The 17812-nt window shown below is 69.3% G+C and carries 14 protein-coding genes and 4 tRNA genes; 8 read left to right on the top strand and 10 right to left on the bottom strand.

Features of this window, described 5'->3' with window-relative positions; translation table 11 throughout:
• Positions 1 to 140: 140 nt before the first annotated feature.
• Positions 141 to 2369: a bifunctional SulP family inorganic anion transporter/carbonic anhydrase gene (locus tag ABZW96_RS02140; protein WP_355070432.1), complete on the bottom strand. Its 2229-nt coding sequence runs from the start codon at positions 2367 to 2369 to the stop codon at positions 141 to 143.
• A 540-nt stretch (positions 2370 to 2909) separates the two neighbouring features.
• Positions 2910 to 2981, bottom strand: a tRNA-Val gene (locus ABZW96_RS02135).
• A gap of 392 nt (positions 2982 to 3373) precedes the next feature.
• Between ABZW96_RS02135 and ABZW96_RS02130 the strand changes: the two genes are divergently transcribed.
• From ABZW96_RS02130 to ABZW96_RS02115, 4 genes are all read left to right on the top strand, one after another.
• A tRNA-Gly gene (locus ABZW96_RS02130) sits at positions 3374 to 3446 on the top strand.
• 43 nt (positions 3447 to 3489) lie between these two features.
• Positions 3490 to 3560, top strand: a tRNA-Cys gene (locus ABZW96_RS02125).
• A 1-nt stretch (position 3561) separates the two neighbouring features.
• Positions 3562 to 3636: transfer RNA gene (locus ABZW96_RS02120), tRNA-Val, on the top strand.
• Between the two features lie 379 nt (positions 3637 to 4015).
• Positions 4016 to 5245: a sigma factor-like helix-turn-helix DNA-binding protein gene (locus ABZW96_RS02115; RefSeq protein ID WP_355070430.1), complete on the top strand. Its 1230-nt coding sequence runs from the start codon at positions 4016 to 4018 to the stop codon at positions 5243 to 5245.
• Here ABZW96_RS02115 and ABZW96_RS02110 read toward each other — a convergent pair.
• Complete coding sequence (locus tag ABZW96_RS02110) at positions 5211 to 6155, bottom strand: hypothetical protein (RefSeq protein ID WP_355070428.1); 945 nt, start codon at positions 6153 to 6155, stop codon at positions 5211 to 5213. The genes ABZW96_RS02115 and ABZW96_RS02110 overlap by 35 nt on opposite strands.
• Before the next feature lie 549 nt (positions 6156 to 6704).
• Here ABZW96_RS02110 and ABZW96_RS02105 point away from each other — a divergent pair.
• Positions 6705 to 7745 carry a hypothetical protein gene (locus tag ABZW96_RS02105; RefSeq protein ID WP_355070426.1) on the top strand — a complete coding sequence of 347 codons (1041 nt, stop codon included), beginning with the start codon at positions 6705 to 6707 and terminating at the stop codon, positions 7743 to 7745.
• On the opposite strand, the gene ABZW96_RS02100 is transcribed toward ABZW96_RS02105, so the two are convergent.
• The 3 genes from ABZW96_RS02100 to ABZW96_RS02090 all read right to left on the bottom strand — a co-directional run bounded on the left by ABZW96_RS02100 (position 7712) and on the right by ABZW96_RS02090 (position 11952).
• Positions 7712 to 8674 (bottom strand): LysR family transcriptional regulator, encoded by a 963-nt coding sequence (locus tag ABZW96_RS02100; protein WP_355071034.1) that lies wholly within the window; start codon positions 8672 to 8674, stop codon positions 7712 to 7714. The genes ABZW96_RS02105 and ABZW96_RS02100 overlap by 34 nt on opposite strands.
• A gap of 427 nt (positions 8675 to 9101) precedes the next feature.
• Positions 9102 to 10661 carry an NAD(P)/FAD-dependent oxidoreductase gene (locus ABZW96_RS02095; protein ID WP_355070424.1) on the bottom strand — a complete coding sequence of 520 codons (1560 nt, stop codon included), beginning with the start codon at positions 10659 to 10661 and terminating at the stop codon, positions 9102 to 9104.
• Positions 10662 to 10719: 58 nt separating this feature from the next.
• Positions 10720 to 11952, bottom strand: a complete 1233-nt coding sequence (locus ABZW96_RS02090) for a cytochrome P450 (RefSeq protein WP_355070422.1) — start codon at positions 11950 to 11952, stop codon at positions 10720 to 10722.
• Between the two features lie 166 nt (positions 11953 to 12118).
• On the opposite strand from ABZW96_RS02090, the gene ABZW96_RS02085 reads away from it, so the two are divergent.
• Entirely contained in the window at positions 12119 to 13345 is a 1227-nt protein-coding gene (locus ABZW96_RS02085) for an MFS transporter (RefSeq protein ID WP_355070420.1), read from the top strand.
• Here the strand turns inward: ABZW96_RS02085 and ABZW96_RS02080 are convergent.
• Positions 13296 to 13757 carry a hypothetical protein gene (locus ABZW96_RS02080; RefSeq protein WP_355070418.1) on the bottom strand — a complete coding sequence of 154 codons (462 nt, stop codon included), beginning with the start codon at positions 13755 to 13757 and terminating at the stop codon, positions 13296 to 13298. The two genes, ABZW96_RS02085 and ABZW96_RS02080, sit on opposite strands and share 50 nt — an antisense overlap.
• Between ABZW96_RS02080 and ABZW96_RS02075 the strand changes: the two genes are divergently transcribed.
• Positions 13756 to 14295: a GNAT family N-acetyltransferase gene (locus ABZW96_RS02075; RefSeq protein ID WP_355070416.1), complete on the top strand. Its 540-nt coding sequence runs from the start codon at positions 13756 to 13758 to the stop codon at positions 14293 to 14295. The two genes, ABZW96_RS02080 and ABZW96_RS02075, sit on opposite strands and share 2 nt — an antisense overlap.
• A 7-nt stretch (positions 14296 to 14302) precedes the next feature.
• Here the strand turns inward: ABZW96_RS02075 and ABZW96_RS02070 are convergent, their stop codons facing one another.
• The 3 genes from ABZW96_RS02070 to zapE all read right to left on the bottom strand — a co-directional run bounded on the left by ABZW96_RS02070 (position 14303) and on the right by zapE (position 16997).
• Positions 14303 to 15055 (bottom strand): alpha/beta hydrolase, encoded by a 753-nt coding sequence (locus tag ABZW96_RS02070; RefSeq protein ID WP_355070414.1) that lies wholly within the window; start codon positions 15053 to 15055, stop codon positions 14303 to 14305.
• Positions 15056 to 15123: 68 nt separating this feature from the next.
• Positions 15124 to 15906 carry a tyrosine-protein phosphatase gene (locus tag ABZW96_RS02065; protein WP_355070412.1) on the bottom strand — a complete coding sequence of 261 codons (783 nt, stop codon included), beginning with the start codon at positions 15904 to 15906 and terminating at the stop codon, positions 15124 to 15126.
• Positions 15907 to 15980: 74 nt separating this feature from the next.
• On the bottom strand, positions 15981 to 16997 hold the full coding sequence (zapE, locus tag ABZW96_RS02060; protein ID WP_355070410.1) for a cell division protein ZapE: 1017 nt from the start codon (positions 16995 to 16997) through the stop codon (positions 15981 to 15983).
• A 17-nt stretch (positions 16998 to 17014) separates the two neighbouring features.
• On the opposite strand from zapE, the gene ABZW96_RS02055 reads away from it, so the two are divergent.
• The gene (locus tag ABZW96_RS02055; protein WP_355070408.1) at positions 17015 to 17794 is read left to right on the top strand and encodes a pyrimidine reductase family protein; all 780 of its coding nucleotides are present in this window, start codon (positions 17015 to 17017) and stop codon (positions 17792 to 17794) included.
• Positions 17795 to 17812 lie beyond the last annotated feature (18 nt).

Raw genomic sequence — 17812 nt, 5'->3', positions numbered from 1 at the left:
GACACAGCGATGAGTCGAGATGTAAACGAGTGCAAGTCTATTGGTAAAGACTTAGCAAAGCCTGAGAAGTTCGCCGATTGTGTGCGATTCCCCACTATCCGGTCGTCGTCCATCAGCATGATCCACCGCACAATGCCTGGTCAGACGGGTTCCGCCGCGATACCGCGCCGCTCGTCGCCGAACTCCGCGATGCCGCCGGCCATGACCTCGATCACCCGGGCCGTGGCGAGGTCGAAGAACAATCCCGACACCGCCACGCCCCGCTCCTCGATCCCCCGGCGCACGACCGGGTGCGCGTGCAGCGTCTCCAGCTGCACGGCGACGTTCACCATGCCCAGCTGATCCACCGGGCCGAATCCCGCGACGGCCGCCGCGGCGGCGACCGGATGCCCCAGCCGGTAGCGCTCCAGGCTCGGCCGGGCGTGCGCCAGCCAGTCGCCGAGCCCCGCCCCGGCCCGCACCTCGCGATGCAGCGCCTCCATGGCACCGCAGCCGGAGTGGCCGCAGACCACGACCGCGCGCACGTCCAGCCGCTCCAACGCGTAGATCAGCGCCGCCTCCACCGAGACGTCCCCACCGCGCGTAGGCACCAGATTGCCCACGTTGCGCACGGTGAACAGGTCGCCAGGGCCGCTGTTGGTGATGACGTTCGGCACGATTCTGGCGTCCGCACAGGTGAGGAAGAACGAGTCGGCGTCGTGCCGATGGCGCAACTTGTCCAGGTGCGGGCGCAGCAGGTGGGCGTGGCCGCGGTGGTAGGCGGCGATGCCCGCCGCGATGCGGTCCTCCCGGTCGCCCGTGCGCCGCCACGGTCCGATGACCTGGTCGACGACCTGCCTGAAGTGCCCGCGCTCGGGCGGTCCGGCCAAGGCGGTTGCCATCCTTTCGCCGCCGAGTTCGACGAATTCCACTGCACTACCGTGCGTTTCGCGCTCGCGAGCCCATTCGGTGAGGAACTCGTGCGTAGCGTGGTCCAGGAAGTCGACGGCCATCTCGACGGTCACCTCGGCGTCGGCCGGGACCTTCGCCAGTTCCGCGGTGAGCTTCGGCAAGGCCAGGAAGGTGCACGTGCCGTCGATAGCGACCACCCACCGGCGCGAGCCGGGTACGGGAGCCGCGACGATCAGGACGCGCACCACCCGCCACAGCAGCAGCGCGAACGCGAGCACGAGACCGATCAGCATGCCCTGCAAGAGATTCAGGAACACCACACCCAGCACCGTCGCCAGGTAGACGTACATTTCACCGGCCCGCCTGGCCAGCCGGATGTGCGCCAGCTTGATCAGCTGCGCGCCGACGAAGATGAGCAGTCCGGCCAGCGCGGCGGTCGGGATCTGCCGCACGAGGCCGGCCAGGGCCACCGCGAACAGCAGGATCCAGACTCCGTGCAGCACGGTCGCCGCCCTGCTGCGAGCGCCTGCGTTCGCGTTGGTGATGCTGCGCACGATGACGGCCGCGATCGGCAGGCCGCCGAGCAGGCCGGAGACGACGTTGGCCGATCCCTGCCCGATCAGCTCCCGGTCGAAATCGGTGCGGTGACCAGGCCGCATCTTGTCCACCGCGACCGCCGACAGCAGGCTTTCGACGCTGGCGATGAGCGCGATCGTGATCACGGTCGAGGCGACGGCCGCCGGGCCGCCGGAGGGGATGGCGGGCAGGCCCAGGGACTCCAGCAACGACTCGTTCAGCACGAGGTGCTCGACCCGCGTGGGCAGGACGAGCGCCAGCAGCGTGGCGGTGACCACGGCGACGAGCGGTGCGGGGAGCACGCGCACCCGCCGTGGCGCGAAGCGCCAAGCGACCAGGATGCCGATGACGACCAGGCCCACGCACAGGTCGCCGGTGCGCACCGACAAAAGCTGCCGCGGTAACCCCACCAGCGCGGCGAACGACGAACTCAGCGAGCTGCCCCCGAGCAGCACGTGCACCTGTTGCAGCGCGATCACCACGCCGATGCCCGCCAGCATGCCGTGCACGACCACCGGGGCGATGGCCAGCGCGGCGCGCGCGACCCGGCTCAGCCCGAACAGGATCTGCAGCACACCCGCTCCGACGGTGATGAAGCACGTTGCCGCCCAGCCGAATTGGTGCACACTCTCGGCGACGACCACGGTGAGGCTCGCGGTGGGCCCGCTCACCTGGATCGCGGAACCACCCAGCAATCCGGCCACCACACCGCCGACGACGGCTGCGATGAGTCCTGCCGCCACCGGAGCGCCGGAGGCCACCGCCACACCGAGCGAAAGGGGAAGCGCGACCAGGAAAACCACGATCGAGGCAGGTAGATCGGCACGGCCGACGCTGGTCAGGCGACCGGCGAGGTGTGCGCGCGGCGACGTCCGTGGTGCGGAATCGGTGTCGGTGGACATATTTTCTCCTTCGCCGGGGTGGCCCCGGTTCATCGGTCAAACATGTTCTTGGCATCGAAAGCGAGCGGCGGGCGAAGCTCGGGCCGTTCCTCCGTCGGTCGAGGCGACCCCGTGACACAGTGATCGAAACGATAGTAAAGAGTTCGCAAAGGGTGTGGAAAGGTTCCCGGTTCCCAGAAAGGCAACCGCTACCATAATGTGACTCAGGTCACAGCGCAACAAAGAACGTCGACGGCTGCCGATTCGAGGAGCTTCGCAGCGACAGGACGCTCGACTGGACGGATGGCCAAGGAGACAGCCCGCTCACCGGCGAACGACGTCGAAGACGAATCCCTCGATCGTGACTCCCGGTGCGAATGAGAACGCCCACGCCACCAGCCCAGTGGAGCACGCGATACTTCGCCCACCGGACGTTCAGCCTGACGCTCACGAAGAGCGTCTCCCACTTGCCGCAGTACGCGGGCCGAGGCAGTCGACGAGGTTCGAACGATCGGATACGCAAAATCCCCCCGAACTGGCAATCTGTCGAGGGGAATCGAGTGGTCCCAGCTGGGATCGAACCAGCGACCTTCCGCGTGTGAGGCGGACGCTCTCCCGCTGAGCTATGAGACCTGACGGGTTCCGGCGGCGCGTGGCGCCCTCCGGACGAGACGAAACATTAGCACGCGCCACCGGTGGTTCACCAAATCGCCGTCCGGACAGGGATGGTTCGGCGCGGAGCCACCGCTCGCGAGCAGTTCCTCTCGATCTTGCGCGAACTCTAGGTGGCGGACAAGCGGGGTCGCGACCACGCCGGCTGCGGTCGCAGATTCGGTGCGGCTCGACCATCGAGAGGACCACCGAGCGCCTCGACTCCCCCATCCACCACATGAGCCACCGGCGTCACAGCGCCCACTTTCCAGATTTCCGCCGTTCTACCAGCGGATTTGTACCTTTCACCGAGCGTCCGCTAATGTTCTGTCTCGCACCACGGAGGCCGGAAACGAGCCCCGGGGAGGCAGAATGCGGATGTAGCGCAGCTGGTAGCGCATCACCTTGCCAAGGTGAGGGTCGCGGGTTCGAATCCCGTCATCCGCTCGAGAGGTAGGGCCAGGCAACATTACGCCGTCCCCCTTTGCGCGGTGGAGTGGCCGAGTGGTGAGGCAACGGCCTGCAAAGCCGTGCACACGGGTTCGATTCCCGTCTCCACCTCGCGCGATTAGCTCAGCGGGAGAGCGCTTCCCTGACACGGAAGAGGTCACTGGTTCAATCCCAGTATCGCGCACCACCGTCTCACGAGGTCAGACCCGGTTTTCACCGGGTCTGATTTTGTTTGTGCCCCGCACGCGGATCGAGTTCCCACTGGCCATTCGTCGCGGTCCGGCTCGAGAACACGTAGTCGGCTACCCGTGAGCAGTCCGGTACCTACTGGCAGCGTTCTCCCTGATCACGAGTAGTCGAGTTGGGAGTTCCGATGCGCTCTCCGATCAGCCCCGGTCCAGGAGCTACGAGAGCCGCTCGGTTCGCCACGTGTGCGCCGCACCTGATCGAGCGCGCCGACTGCCAGGGAACGACTGCTGTCGCCGGCGACCAGGATGGGGCCGCGTGTCGGTGGGTAGGGATACGCTGTGGCGCACAGTGCCGGAGCCGAGTCAGGGGGTTGTCGCGTGACGATCAGCGCGGAGGTCGCGCAAGGCGCGGCGCCGGATGACGACGATCCCGAGTCACTCGACCTGCGCGACGACATCTCGTTCGAACTCGAAGAGGTCAACGAGGTGCTCGGGGAGCTGATCGCGCTGCGCGCCGACCAGAAGGCCAAGGACGGCGACCTGCTGACGGCTCGGCTGGGAGTCGGTGGCGAGAAGCCCGAGACACTCGCCCGGATCGGCGCTCGTTACGACCTTTCCCGCGACCGGGTGCGGCAACTGCACACCAAAGCGGTCGGGCAGATGATCCGGATGGCGCAGCTTTCCGGACATCGGGCCGCCGCGGTCCTGTCCGCGCGCTACCCCCTCGACGCCATGGACCGGCAGCTCACACGCGCGCTGCTGGTGGAGACGTACGCGACCGACACCGATATCGCCGCGACCGAGCTGTCGTATCTCAAACTCCGGCTGGCCGGGCACGCCGCCGAGGACGCCAAGCGAATCGCCGGATTCGTCACCCAGCGCATCGCGGCGTGGCAGAAGAAGACCAACCGGCGCCTGGCGAAACTACACGACGCCGAGCCGCGCGCCACGAGTCAGCTGAATACCTGGTTGGGGCAGGTCGACTGGCCCCACGCAGGCGCCGCGGCCGCGATCCCGACCTCGTCCGCGCGCACCGTGGACAGCGACGACGACGGCCGGGGGCGCTTCTATCTGGACAAGGTCGGTCGCAACGTGCCGTTCGACTCCGGTCTCGAGGCCAGGCTGCTGCGGATCCTCAACGCCGGCGATCTCGTCGAGACCTTCCTGGAGCAGCCCGCGGCGGTCGTCTACGAACTCGACGGCGCGGAGCGGGTGCACTATCCGAGCATCGTCGCGCGGCTCACCGACGGCCGCACCGTACTGATCGACGTCACGCCGCTGGGCCATGTCGGCTTCCACGTGAACGTCGTGAAATCCGCCGCCGCTCGGGCATACGCGCACGCCAACGGCTGGGGCTGGCTGGTCTGGACCGGCAGCCGCGTCGGCGTCCCGGATCTGCGCGCCCGCCCTGTCGACGCCGCGGGTGAGCGGATGCTGCGCGACCTCGTCGAGCGCGGCCCCGTGCACTGGGCCGCGCTCCGCGAGGTGCGCGCGAAGACCGGCCTGGAACTGCTGGACTTCCTCGCGCTGGTGCTGCGCCACGAATGGCGGTGGGACCGGGCGCCGTTCCGGCTCAGCGCACCACCATCGCCCCCGCCAGGAAAGTGACGATCAGCAGCATCGCGCAGATGGTGATCAGCTGCCAGCGGCCGATGGTCACCTCGAGCTTGGCGATCGTGTTGCGCAGGGCCTTGTCGAGCCGGTCGTGATCGGCGATCGTGCGCTGGGCGGCGGCGAGCGCGTCGGCCCGTTCCTGCGCGGCCTGCTCCGCGCGCTCCAGTCGCGTGGTCATCTTCAGCAGATGTTTCTGCTTGTCGCGCAAGGCTTTCCGGGCCACCGCCAGCGACGTGCGCTGGTTGACCAGCTCCTGGCGCTGCCGGGCGATGACCGTGGCCTGCGTCTTCGTGTGGTACTCCCAGTCGGTCACGGTCGCCCAGCCTCCTGTCCTCTCGTCCCGATGGCCCCAGACGTACTCGCCGCTCACCCAGCCCGCGATGAACTCGCGCAGCTCGACCGGCTCACGCCGCGGCGCCGCCATCGCGTGCTCGGTGTCGAGCACGCCGGTGACCGCGCGATAATCACAGGCGGCGGGCGCGAAGTCCGCGATGCCCAGGGCGTGCAGGTACGGCACCCAGTAGCCGGGTGGGCACAGCCACAACACGTCCGTACAACCCTCGGCGCGCAGCCGTTCGGTGTGCTCCTGAGCCAGTCCACGCTCCAGCGGACCGCTACGCACCTCGATCGCGTATATCCGGTCGCCCTTGCGCCAGTACACGTCCACCGGCAAGGTCCCGATGCGCTGATCCACTTCGGCCTCGTCGGCTCCGTAGGCGAGCAGCCTGCCGCACAACCAGTATTTGAGCCGCCGCATATCCCACTGGGCGGCGGCACATTCCGGGCACCCGCAGGCGTAACCGGTCTTCGATCCACGGATACGGCCGGAGGCCTCTCCGATACCCAACTCGGCGAGCATCGCTCGGCGCCCGCAGGCGATCTCCGCCCGCTGCTTCGTTCTCACGCGACCACTCCCCTGCACAAACCACCGCAGGCCCGGCGACCTACGCCATAGATCAAGAGTGCGTCAGACTCGGCTACCTCGCCAGCCCCGTTCACCCCGCGCTCGGGTGTGCCACACACGTGGCCTGCCGACGAGATCTGCGTTGTACTCTGCGGCACAAGGGCTTTCATCATGCCACGGGACGGCATCGGCCACTGCGGGAACGCTGAATTGACAGTTGCCGCCATCCCACGACGCGCCCGGCCGCTCGCAACCCTGGCCCCGCGGCAACCGGCACGGCCTTCGCGCAGCCACCCCTGGGCGTGAACTCGCGCAGGACGCGCTTCGGGCGGATAATGACCGATCAGATGCGTCGGCCCGTTTCCGGACAAACCGGGTCGCCGCGTAATCCGCCTGCAGGGGGCTGATTCCGGGGGCCTAGGCTGCTTCGATCAGGTCTTGATTCGGCGGTGCACCGCCGAATCTTTCGCGAGCCGCGGATGTCCAACTGGGCGGATAGAATCGTCCGGCCGAGTGCGAGCTGGGCCGATACGGGGAAGTGGGTACTGGATGGAGCACGGTCAGCAGACCGGCGAGTCGGTCGGCACGATGTTGGCGAGTATCGCGTCGGCTCTCCGAGAGGTCAGCGAGAAGCTCGACGCGGTGGCGGCCCGGATCGACGGTGCGCAGACCGTGGTGAGCGAACCGACCGTCGAGGGGCGGTTGGCCGAGCTCGAGGCGTGGGCTTTCCGTGCCGGACAGGACATCTCGAGTCTCGATGCCAGGGTGGAGCGCCTGGAATCCGGTGACGACCCAGCGCAGGAGGACCAGCGAACTGCGCAACGCCCGCTACCCCGGGCAGCCGCGGGACGATCGAACGCGCGCGGACCGCAGCACGGCGGCGCCGAAGCCACTGCGCAGAAGAGCGATTCCCGCGAGCCGGCCGGTGCCACGAACGGTGTGCGCCCGCAGCGCACGCAGCGAGAGCCGGTGCACGCGGCGGTCGAACCGAGTTCTACTGCGCAGACGAGTTTCACACCGCCGCGCGAGCCCACGCCGACCGTGCTCGATACGAACGCCACGTCCGGGCAGAACTTCACCACGCCCCGCGACCCGGCGGCGAGCTTCACCGCCCCGCCGTCCCGTGAGCCGGCTTTCACCACTCCGGTCCAACGGGAGCCCGTATCGCCTTTCACCGCGCCGACACCGCGCGACCCGAGCCCGGGACAGCAGGAGGCGTTCATCGCCTCGCGCGAACCCGCCACCTCGTACTCCCCCGGTGAGAACGCCGCGTACGAAAGCATCGTCGCGTCCGCCCCGAGCACGACGCACAACGGCGCGGAGAACGGCACAGCCCCCGGCACCCCGGGACTCACCGGAGCGCACCGCGCCGGCGACGACGACCGCACCCCGGTCGAGAACACGCACGTGGACAAGCTGCAAGCCATGCTGGACGAACTCAAGCGCACGGCGGCGGCTCCGCTGGGCCGCTCCGACCTCTTCGGGCCGGCGCCGGGCGAGTCGACGACGAATGGCTATCAGTCCGACCGCACCGACGCGCAACGCCGACCGGCCGACTACCGGCTATCCAGCCCGCCCCCGATGTCCTGAAGGGCCTTGACGCGCCGCCGCTTCGGCGGAGGCGCCGCCGCGAACGAACGCAACAGGATCTGCTGGACGAGATCGCGCAGCCAGCGATGCCCCCCGTCGGCGGTGTTGCGCGGATGCCAGGCCATCCCGATGGCGACTTCGGGCAACGGCAGGGGTATCTCGAACGTGCTCAATCCGATCGCGGGTAGGGTAGCGGCGCTCAGCAAGGCAGGTGCGGGGCAGACCAGGTCGCTGCCGCGCACCGCGAACAGCGCGCTGGTCAGCGTGGGCACGGTGGCCACCACCCGCCGGGTGCGGCCGTGCAGGGCGAGCCGGTCGTCGATCGGGCCGTGCGAACGGCCGGTGCGCGAAATGCTCAGGTGCGGCGCGGCGGCGTACGCGGCGACGGTGACGCGATCGGTGACCAGCGGATGGTCGGTGGCGGCGACTCCGATCACCCGGTCGGTGAGCACTCTGCGCACAGTGGTCTCCGGGTCGGTGTGGTCGATCACGCCGACCTCCAGGTCGACGCGTCCATCCCGCATCGCCCCGGTGCCCTCGGCGATGTCGGGCAGGAAGCGCAGCGTCACGCCAGGCGCTTGGGCGCGCACCGCGGACAGCAGGGGCCCGGCCAGTTCGGTGAGCACCATGTCGCCCGCCTGTATCGCGAACGTCCGGCGCAGCGCGGCCGGGTCGAGGTCGTCGCGCGGCGTCAGCAGTGCGCGTCCCTGCTCGACCAGCGTGCTGACCTCGTATCGCAATTCCAGTGCGCGCGGCGTCGGCACCAGGTTGCGACCGGCACGCACGAGCAGCGGGTCGCCCAGTACGTCGCGCAATCTGGCCAGCGTCCGGCTCATCGCGGGCGGCGAGGTGTGTAGGCGCTCCGCGGCCAAGGTGACGCTGTTGGTGTCCAGCAGTGCGTCGAGGGCCACGAGGAGATTCATGTCCAGCGCTTCCACCCTTGGATTATCGCCAACGCAAACAGCGGCCCCCGGTATTGCGCGCGGGATAACTCGCGGCGAGTCCGAACCGAGCGGTTCCACCGGACAGTCGGAGGCGGAACCGTCCGTGCTCGAGCGGGCCGCCGCCGCGTGCACGGCACCGTTGCGAGCATCCGGCTGGCCGGTGAGCTGGGGATACGCCCCGCACAGGCCAGCTGGGCGGCGGCGCGACAGTCCTCATCGAGCGCGCCGGACCCAGAAAGCAGCACCGCAGACCGATCGGCCATCGGACGGCCCGGCACGATTTGCCGCATGACAGCCGCCGGTTCGGCAGTCGATGCAAGTGTGCGCACGCGGTCGCCCACCCCGCGGCCCGGACCGATCGGAGAACTCGCTGACCGAGTGGACCGGCGCTACCCGGGTCCGCCCCGATGTTCTAGTGGCTGACCCGGCCGCTGTCGCCCTCGTACGGAAGCAGCTCAGCCTCGATCGGCACCGCCGGGCGTGCCACCGGCCCTGGCCCCGGCTTGCGACGGTTGGCCAGTCCGCGGTAGGACTCCGGCCTGATCCGGCGGAACACCTGCGCCACGCGCGTGTGCAGCGGCAGGCGGAACTTCAGGTCGACGAGCATCTCGTCGATGTTCTGGATGGAGAACGGGACGACCGCGGTGCCGTGCGCGTGGTGGCCGTGCGTGCGTTCCTCCATCCAGCGCAGCCGGGCGTCGATCTCCTCGTCGAGTTTCTCGGCGGGCGGCAGGACGAGCCCGCCGTTGAGCAGCGCGGCGGTCCAGTGCGCGGCGACCTCGGCGTTCAGCGTGCTGATCACCGAGGAGTTGTAGCCGGCGAAGGTCAGATTCGGGACCTCCAACGGCAGGATCTGACGGTGCAAGCGGAAATTGCCGTGCTCATCGGTCAGCCTGCGCTGGATGTACGGCGTGAGGAACGGCACGCGCTGCTGGAAGCCGGTCGCGCAGATCACGACGTCCGCCTGCAGCACCTGCCCGGTGGACAGCCGGATCCCGGGCGCCGCCTTCGGGCCACCGCCCATCTCGGTGATCGTGGTGTCCCGGTGCACCGTGATACGTCCGTTGGCGACCTGCTCGTAGAAGCCTTCGCTCACCAGGCTGACGGTGCTCTCGGCGATCTGCTCGAACCGCCCCTCGGGCACCAGACCGAGTTCACGCAGCTGCGAGTGCTTGGTGACCAGTTCCTGGATCAGATCGAAATTGCTGATCCGTACCGATTCGCCGGGGCCGTCGAGGAACCGGTCCATCCAGCGGGGCCGCAGGTAGTGGAAGTGCGCCTCGCCGAAGCGGGTCAGCATCAACCGCTCGTAGTCGATCACCCGCGCCAGCTTGCGCGGCATCTTCCAGAACAGCCGCCGGGCCACCACCGAGGTGGACGCCGCCACCTCGCTCACCGCGGTGGCGATGTCACAGGCGGACTTGCCGTAGCCGACCACGACGACCGACTTGCCGCGCACCGACTCCAGATCGGTGAACTCCGAGGAGTGGCACAAGCGCCCGCCCGCCGCGCGGAACCAGTCGGCGCCGCGGTACTCCGGCATCGCGGGTTCGCTGAAAACACCGTTGGCGATGACCAGGTGATCGCACGAGGCGCGATGGACTCCGCTCGAATCGCGAATCTCCAGCAACCAGCCGCTGTCCACCGGATCGGCGGCGACCACCTCGGTGCCCAACCGCAGGTGCTCGGTCAGCCCGAAGTGCTCGGCGTAGGCGGCCAGATAGGCCTGCATGTGCTGCCCGTCGAGGACGCGCGGGTAGTCGGCAGGCATGGGGAAGTCGGAGAAGTGATATGTGTCCTTGGAGTTCTGCGTCTGCAGTCCCGGGTATCGCCGGGTCGCGCTCCACACACCACCGACATCGGGTGCACGGTCGAAAACCTCGACCGGAAAACCCGCCTGTTTCAGCACTTTCGCGCAGGCGAGACCTGCGATACCCGCACCGACGATCCCGATGCGGCTTCCGCTTGTCATGCGCGAGAGATTACGTCGCCAGCGGCGCACAGCAAAGTCGGTCGACCGAATCCGCTCTTCAGCGCACTACGGGCGTACCCACCGGGACCACCGGAAGCTCGAGCAGCCCACGGATCAGAATGCTCTCCCGCCACCGCAGGTCCGCGTCGTCGACGGCGGGCCGCAGCTGCGGATAGCGCCGCACCAGCCGGGTCAGCGCGATGCGGGCCTCCAGCCTGGCCAGCGCCGCTCCGAGGCAGTAGTGGATGCCGTGGCCGAAGGCCAGGTGCCCGTTCGTGCCGCGGTCCGGGTCGAACGCCGCGGGCGAGGCGAAGTGCCGTTCGTCACGGTTGGCCGACGCCACCGAGACCAGCACCAGCTCCCCTTCCGGGATGACGCCGCTCGCCAGGTGGACCGGCGCGGTGGTGTAACGCAGGGTCGCCACGTTGACCGGGCCGTTGTGGCGCAGCGTTTCCTCCACCAGCGGTGTGACGCCCGCCGGGTCGTCGCGCAGGGCCAGGTAGCGGGCGGGATCGGCGAGCAGTTCCAGCACGGAGTTACCGATCAGGTTCACCGTGGTCTCGTGACCCGCGACCAGGATCAGGAAGGCCATGGAGATCAGCTCGTCGTGACTGAGCCGGTCCCCTTCCTCGGTGGCGAGCAGCAGCTGGGAGATCAGATCCTCACCCAAGCCCTCCGCGCGCCGCCGGGCGACCAGGTCGTCGAAGTAGTCGACGATGGCGTCGGTCGCGGCACGGATGCCCTCCGGCGTGGACATGGGCGTGTCGACCACCGCCGCCGACCACTCTCGGAAGCGCGCGCGGTCCTCGACCGGCACGCCGAGCAGTTCGCAGATCACCGTGATCGGCAGCGGGAACGCGTACTCCGCGAGCAGGTCGACCGGACCGGCACCCGTCGCACGATCGATCGCGTCGAGCAGATCGTCCGCGATCGCCACGATCCGCGGTGCGAGGGCCTCCATCCGCGCGGGCGCGAACGCCGGTGTGACGAGTTTGCGCAGCCGCGAGTGCCGCGGCGGGTCGGAATTGAGCAGATGCAGGCTCAGGCGCGGGTTGACCGCCGTGACGCCGCTGCCACCTGCGGCTGATCGCCGCGCCTGGGCGCCCCTCGGAGCGTGCGGGTCCTTGTGGACGTCGGGATGGCGCAGCACCTCCTTGGCGGCGTCGTAGTCGACCACAAGCCAGGCGCGCACACCGGTGCGCAACCGGACCTGATGCACCGGCCCCTCGGCGCGCAACTGCTGGTAGAAGGCATGCGGCGTGCGAAAGAAATCCGCGGGCAGCTCTCTCATCCGATCGGTTCCCCCTGATTCGTGAGTATCGTTGCGGCCCTTCGATGGTGACACCGATCACGGATCTCGGCCAGGCCGCGCGACCGGACCATCCTGTGAGCAGCGTTGCCCTCGTCGCGGCCCGGCCCGGCGCGCGTCGTCGTCAGGGTCCGGCTACCCTGCGCCAATGAGTTCGATCGCGCCCGTCCTGCGGCGTGCCCGGATCGCGAACTCGTTCGCGTTCGGCGCACAGGGCTTCTTCCTCGCCGTCGTGCTGACCGAGTTGCCGCAGCAGAAGGAGCGTTTCGGGCTATCGGACGGCGTGATCGCGGTCTCGGTGGTGCTGATCTCGTTGCTGGCGGGCGGCGGCAGCGTCCTCGCGGAGCGGCTGGCGCTGCGCTGGTCCAGCCGCGCGGCGGTGCGGATCGGGCTGCTGCTCGTGGCCGTCACCGGATCGGCGGCGGCGTTCGCGCCGAACACGCCGCTGCTGGTGGCCGCACTCGGCTGCTACGGGATCGCGGTCGGCATCGTCGACGCGAGCACCAACATGCAGGCCGTGTTCATCCAGCACGGCTATGGGACCTTCATCCTGTCGTCGTTCTACGCCGCGTGGAGCGCCGGAACGATAGCCGGGGCATTGTTCGTATCCGGGTGCGAGGCGCTGGAGGTGACGCTGCGCGAATCGCTGCTCGCGGCCGCCGCGATCGTGCTGCTGCTCGGCTGGGCGCTCGGACGAGGACTGCTCGGCGTGCGGGACGCGGAGACGAGTCCCGTCGAGACCGCTGCGTCCGGTCCCACCGTCGCGCTGCGCGCGTATGTCGGGTTCGGGGTCGCGATGGCGTTCGTCTTCGCGGTCGACCTCGCGGTGGGCAACTGGTCGGCTTTATACCTGACCGACGACCTGCTCGCCGGTTCGGCGACGGCGGCGCTCGCCTTCGCCGCGTATCAAGGCACGTCGTTGGTCTCCCGGATCGCCGGGGATTCGCTGGTGCGCCGTTTCGGTCCGCGCCCTGTGGTGCGGGCCGCCGCGGGCACCGGAGTCCTCGGTCTGGCTCTCGTGGTGGCCGCGCCGAGTCCGGCGGTCGCGATCGCCGGGTTCCTCGTCGCGGGCGCGGGCCTGCCCGTGATCGCGCCGCTGTGCTTCAGCGCGGCCGGGCAACTCGCGACCGGACGGGAGCTCGACGCACTGATCGCGCGTCTCAACCTGTTCAACTACGCGGGGACACTGCTCGGCGGCGGTGTGGTCGGCGCGATCGCGGCGAGCGTCGGTCACCGCGTGGGATTCGTGATCCCGCTGCTGTTCGCCGTGGCCCTGATCGGGCTCTCCCGCGTCTTCCGCTCCCATCGGGTCGCGAGCGCGCCTCCTACGCGGAAACTGGACCAGCCCACCGAACTCGGGCCTGCCACCGGCTAGTGCGACCAGCGGTGCACAACCGGACGTCGGCCGGCGCCAAGGTCTCCGAGCGCAATCGCCGCAATCGGCCGATCAGCCGATTCGCCAGCCACGGCGACAACAGGAAGGCCGGCGCGGTGGCGCCCGACACCGCGGCGCCGGTCAGCAGCGAGTCGCGTGACCGCCCCGCCGCGGTGTCCGCGGCCTGCTGGTTCTGGTCGCCCCAGAGCGCCACCACTTCGCTGTTCACCTGATCCGCGACCGATCGCCAGTCCGCGATGCTCACCGGCGGCGCGGGCGCGGGGCCCGACTTCGCGGGCACCGGGCGGATGACGGCCTCCTCCATGGCGCTCGCCTGCTGCCAGGCGCGCGACGAGGTGAGCGCCCTGAGCCGCGCCGCTGACGCGTTGTCGATATGCTCTGATGTAGCCATGAGCAACCTCTCCGTCGTCGTCGACCGCGCCGGGCTGTGGGACGCGGAAGCGCTCAGTGATGTTGCCGCCGCGACTTTTCCACTGGCGTGCCCGCCCGAGGCGACGCCCGACGATATCGCGGTGTTCGTCGGCGAGGTCCTGTCGGGCGAACGGTTCGGCGAATATCTGAGCGATCCGGCTCGGATCGTGCTCAAGGCTGTCGCGGACGACGACATCGTCGGTTACGCGATGCTGGTCACGGGCGGCCCAGCGGACCCTGCGGTGGCCGAGCCGGTCGGGCCGCACCCGATGGTGGAGCTCAGCAAGTTGTACGTGCTGCCCGGCCGGCACGGCACCGGGGTGTCCACCGCGCTGATGAACGCCGCGCTGGACTGGGCGCGCGCCGAGGGATATCCGGGCGTATGGCTCGGCGTCAACCAGGAGAACGTCCGCGCTCGGCGCTTCTACGCCAAACACGGTTTCACCGAGGCCGGCACCAGGACGTTCACCGTCGGCGCCCAGGTGCATCACGACTACGTGCTGCGGCTGGTCTTCTGATCCCGCCTCAGCGCAGGAAATCGACGAGTGCGGTGTGGAACGCGGGGTTCAGCACCGCCATCAGGTGATCGCCGGGCACCACGGCCAGTTCACCGTTCGGCAGCGCGGCGGCGAGTCGCTCCGGTTCGGCGGCGAAGGGGTCGTCCTCGCCCGCCAGCACCAGCGCGGGCACGGTGATGTCCGCCAGCGTCTCGATGGGACGATCGTCCAGACCCGTCGCCACGGCGTGGATGGCTTGCACGTCGGCCTGTACCGCGTCGGCCAGCACCCGGAACATCTTCGCGGTCGGCGACGCGTCCGCGCCGTCTCCGGTCATCGCGGCCTGCAGATCCGGCAGGTCGATCACGCGGCGATCGACGCCACCGCAGTCCAGCACACCCGACCCGATGCCGCCGACGGCCAGCCGCCGCACCCGCCGGTCGGTCGCGGCCACCATCAGCGAGATCACCCCGCCCATCGAGTACCCGACCTGCGCGACCTCCTCGAATTCGAGCTCGTCGTAGAGGGCGCGTACGTCACGCGCCATCGCCTGCCACGAGTACCGCGCCGCGTCGTGCGGCTTGCCGGAACGGCCGTGACCGCGCGCGTCCAGGGACACCACGGTGTGCCCGGCGGACTGCAGTGCGGCGACCACACCGGTGCTCATCCAGTTCGCGTTGGTATCCGCGACCACTCCGTGCTGCAGCACGACCGGGATGCCCTCGCCCTCCCACACCCGGTAATTGAGTTCCAGGCCGTCCCATGTCTCAAACTTCGCCATGCCGGGATCGTAGTGCACGGCACGCCACCGAAACTGCCGAAGCGGACGTATCGGGCCGGGTGCCGCGCTCAGGCCAGCAGTCGGTCCCGCAAGGCCGCGATATCGGCGTCGGTGAGTCCCATGCCGTCGCGGACATACGCGTCGAAACTTCCGTAGGTCCGATCCACCTGGTCGAAGGCGGCGTCGAGCCAGGATCCCTGAACGCCGTTGAGCGGGTCGTTCTCGCTGGCGTTGCGGAATCGGTTGGACAGCAGATAGTCCTCGGTGACCGTGGCACGATCGACGCCGAGCAGCGTGAGCAGCACGGCCGCCGTCCAGCCGGTGCGGTCCTTGCCCGCGGTGCAGTGGAACAACACCGCGCCGTCGGCGCCGATGAGGTCGCGCAGCACCGAAGCGAACGCCTCGTTCGCGCCGGGCGCGGTGATGAACGCGCGATACAGGCCGTCGCCTCCGGTGAGCGTGGTGGCGATGACCTCCGGCGGAGCTTGGCCGATCACGTCGGCCCAGTGCGCCGTCGCGCCCGCGGGCAGCCGGTCCGGACCGAGTGCGCGCTCGTAGACCGTGCGCAGGTCGTGCACGGAGCGCACGCGGCGGCCGGTCAGCGCGGCCAGATCCTCCGGCGTCGCGTTGTTCAGCTGCCCGGTCCGATACACCAGACCGGTGCGCACGATCCGGCCGTCGGTGGTGCGATACCCGCCGATGTCCCGCGCGTTCTGCACCCCTTGCAGGTGCAGGGAGGGATCGGCGACGACGGCCGCAGGCGGGTCGGCCTGCGCGATGACGACTACCGGCCCGAAGGCGACCGCCAGGCCGGCCGCCATCGCGACCGGGACGCGGAAACGAGTGGCCATTCGGCTGCTCCAATCATCGGGTCTGTGGGTCTGCCCACGTTCTCTCGCCGGCCGCCGAGGCCGGGCAGGCAGCGCTAGGCCGCGACCTCGAACCGCGAAAGCGCGAGCAAGCGGGAGATGGCGCGCAGGTACTTCTTGCGGTAGCCGCCCTCCAGCATCTCGGCGGAGAAGATCTCGTCCAGTTTCGCGCCGGACACCGTCACCGGCACGCTCGCGTCGTAGAGCCGGTCGGCCAGCACCACGATGCGCAGCGCCACGGCCTGATCGGTGACCGGATGCACGCCGGAGACGAACACCGACGACACCCCGGAGATCAGCGCGCCGTACTTCGACGGATGCAGGGTGCTGAGGTGCTTCAGCAGCGCGTCGAACTCGTCGAGCGTGGAATTCGGTGTGCTCGCCGCCCGTTCGGCCAGGACCGCGGCGGCGGTGGGCTCCGGCGCGGGGGGCAGATCGCGGTGGCGGTAGTCCGGCCCGTCCACGCGCACCGCCTCGAAGATGGCGCCCAGCTTCTTGATCTCGCGCATGAAATCCTGTGCGGCGAAACGGCCTTCGCCGAGCTGCCCCGGCAAGGTGTTCGACGTGGCCGCGATCGAGACACCGGCCGCGGACAGTTCGGTCAGCAGGCGCGAGACCAGCATCGTGTCGCCGGGATCGTCGAGCTCGAATTCGTCGATGCACAGCACGCTGTTGCCCGAGAGCCGCTCGAGGGCATTGGCGAAGCCGAGCGCGCCGACCAGGTTGGTCAGCTCGCCGAACGTACCGAACGACTTGGGCGCGGGCGAGCTGTGGAAGATCGAGGCCAGCAGGTGGGTCTTGCCGACGCCGAATCCGCCGTCCAGATACAGGCCCGCGCCGCTGACCTGCTTCTTCTTACCGAAGAAGCTCTTCTTGCCCGCGGCCTTGCTGATCTTGGCGACCTGCCCGGCGAACTCCTCGGCCTTGCCGACCGCGGCCGCCTGGCTCGGTTCCTTCGGATCGGGAATGTAGGAGGCGAAGCTCACCTCGTCGAACATGGGCGGCGGCACCATTTGGGCGACGAGCTGATCGGCCGGGACCTCCGGGTGACGATCGACGAGGCGTTCTTGCATGGACGAAGCCTAAAGACGTGGTGAGATCTGATTTCATGCAGCGTAGCCAGAATGCGATCCAGCTCACAGCACTCGGCCCGGACGACCTCGCGCAGATGTACGCCTTCCCCGCCGCGCTCGACGCGCCTTGGGTCCGCGCCAATTTCGTCTCCAGCATCGACGGCGCCGCCACCAGCGGCAACCTGACCGAAGGGCTGGGCACCCCGGCCGACCGAACGGTGTTCATGTTGCTGCGCGAACTGGCGGAGGTGATCGTCGTCGGCGCGGGCACGGCGCGTGCGGAGAACTACGGCGGGGCGCGCACCGACCCGGCGCGCCGCCGCGCGTTCCACGAGCGCGGCATCGGCGGGCATCCCGACGGCGCGCCGCCGCCGATCGCGGTCGTCACGGCGAGCGCGGCGATCGACCCCGGCGCGCGCCTGCTCACCGATACCCAGGTGCCGCCGCTGATCATCACGACGACCACCGCGCCCGCCGACCGCAAGCAGCGGCTGGCGGACGCGGGCGCCGAGGTGATCGAAGCGGGTGGCATCGCGGTGACGCCCAGCGGCTTGCTGCGGGTGCTCGCCGAGCGCGGCCTGCTGCGGGTACTCACCGAAGGCGGCCCGCATCTGTTCGGCGAACTGCTGGAGGCGGATGTGGTCGACGAGCTGTGCCTGACCACCGCGCCGCTGCTGGTCGGCGGCGCGGCGCGGCGAATCTCGCTGTCGGCGCACGAATTCCGCGTCCGCATGACGCGCGCGCACGTGTTGCTGGACGACGACGGCACCATGCTCACCCGGTGGGCCCGTCGATGAAAGAACCGTCCGAACCTG

It is taken from the genome of Nocardia sp. NPDC004168, from assembly GCF_040610355.1.
Lineage (GTDB): Bacteria > Actinomycetota > Actinomycetes > Mycobacteriales > Mycobacteriaceae > Nocardia > Nocardia sichangensis.
Note: the sequence above shows the minus strand (reverse complement) of the source record. Positions and strands in the feature narration are given on the sequence as shown.

Coding starts and splice junctions, on each gene's coding strand:
- zapE (WP_355070410.1), bottom strand. CDS start 16,997: ATGCAAGAACGCCTCGTCGATCGTCACCCGGAGGTCCCGGCCGATCAG.
- ABZW96_RS02095 (WP_355070424.1), bottom strand. CDS start 10,661: ATGACAAGCGGAAGCCGCATCGGGATCGTCGGTGCGGGTATCGCAGGT.
- ABZW96_RS02105 (WP_355070426.1), top strand. CDS start 6,705: ATGGAGCACGGTCAGCAGACCGGCGAGTCGGTCGGCACGATGTTGGCG.
- ABZW96_RS02085 (WP_355070420.1), top strand. CDS start 12,119: ATGAGTTCGATCGCGCCCGTCCTGCGGCGTGCCCGGATCGCGAACTCG.
- ABZW96_RS02090 (WP_355070422.1), bottom strand. CDS start 11,952: ATGAGAGAGCTGCCCGCGGATTTCTTTCGCACGCCGCATGCCTTCTAC.
- ABZW96_RS02065 (WP_355070412.1), bottom strand. CDS start 15,906: ATGGCCACTCGTTTCCGCGTCCCGGTCGCGATGGCGGCCGGCCTGGCG.
- ABZW96_RS02080 (WP_355070418.1), bottom strand. CDS start 13,757: ATGGCTACATCAGAGCATATCGACAACGCGTCAGCGGCGCGGCTCAGG.
- ABZW96_RS02140 (WP_355070432.1), bottom strand. CDS start 2,369: ATGTCCACCGACACCGATTCCGCACCACGGACGTCGCCGCGCGCACAC.
- ABZW96_RS02075 (WP_355070416.1), top strand. CDS start 13,756: ATGAGCAACCTCTCCGTCGTCGTCGACCGCGCCGGGCTGTGGGACGCG.
- ABZW96_RS02070 (WP_355070414.1), bottom strand. CDS start 15,055: ATGGCGAAGTTTGAGACATGGGACGGCCTGGAACTCAATTACCGGGTG.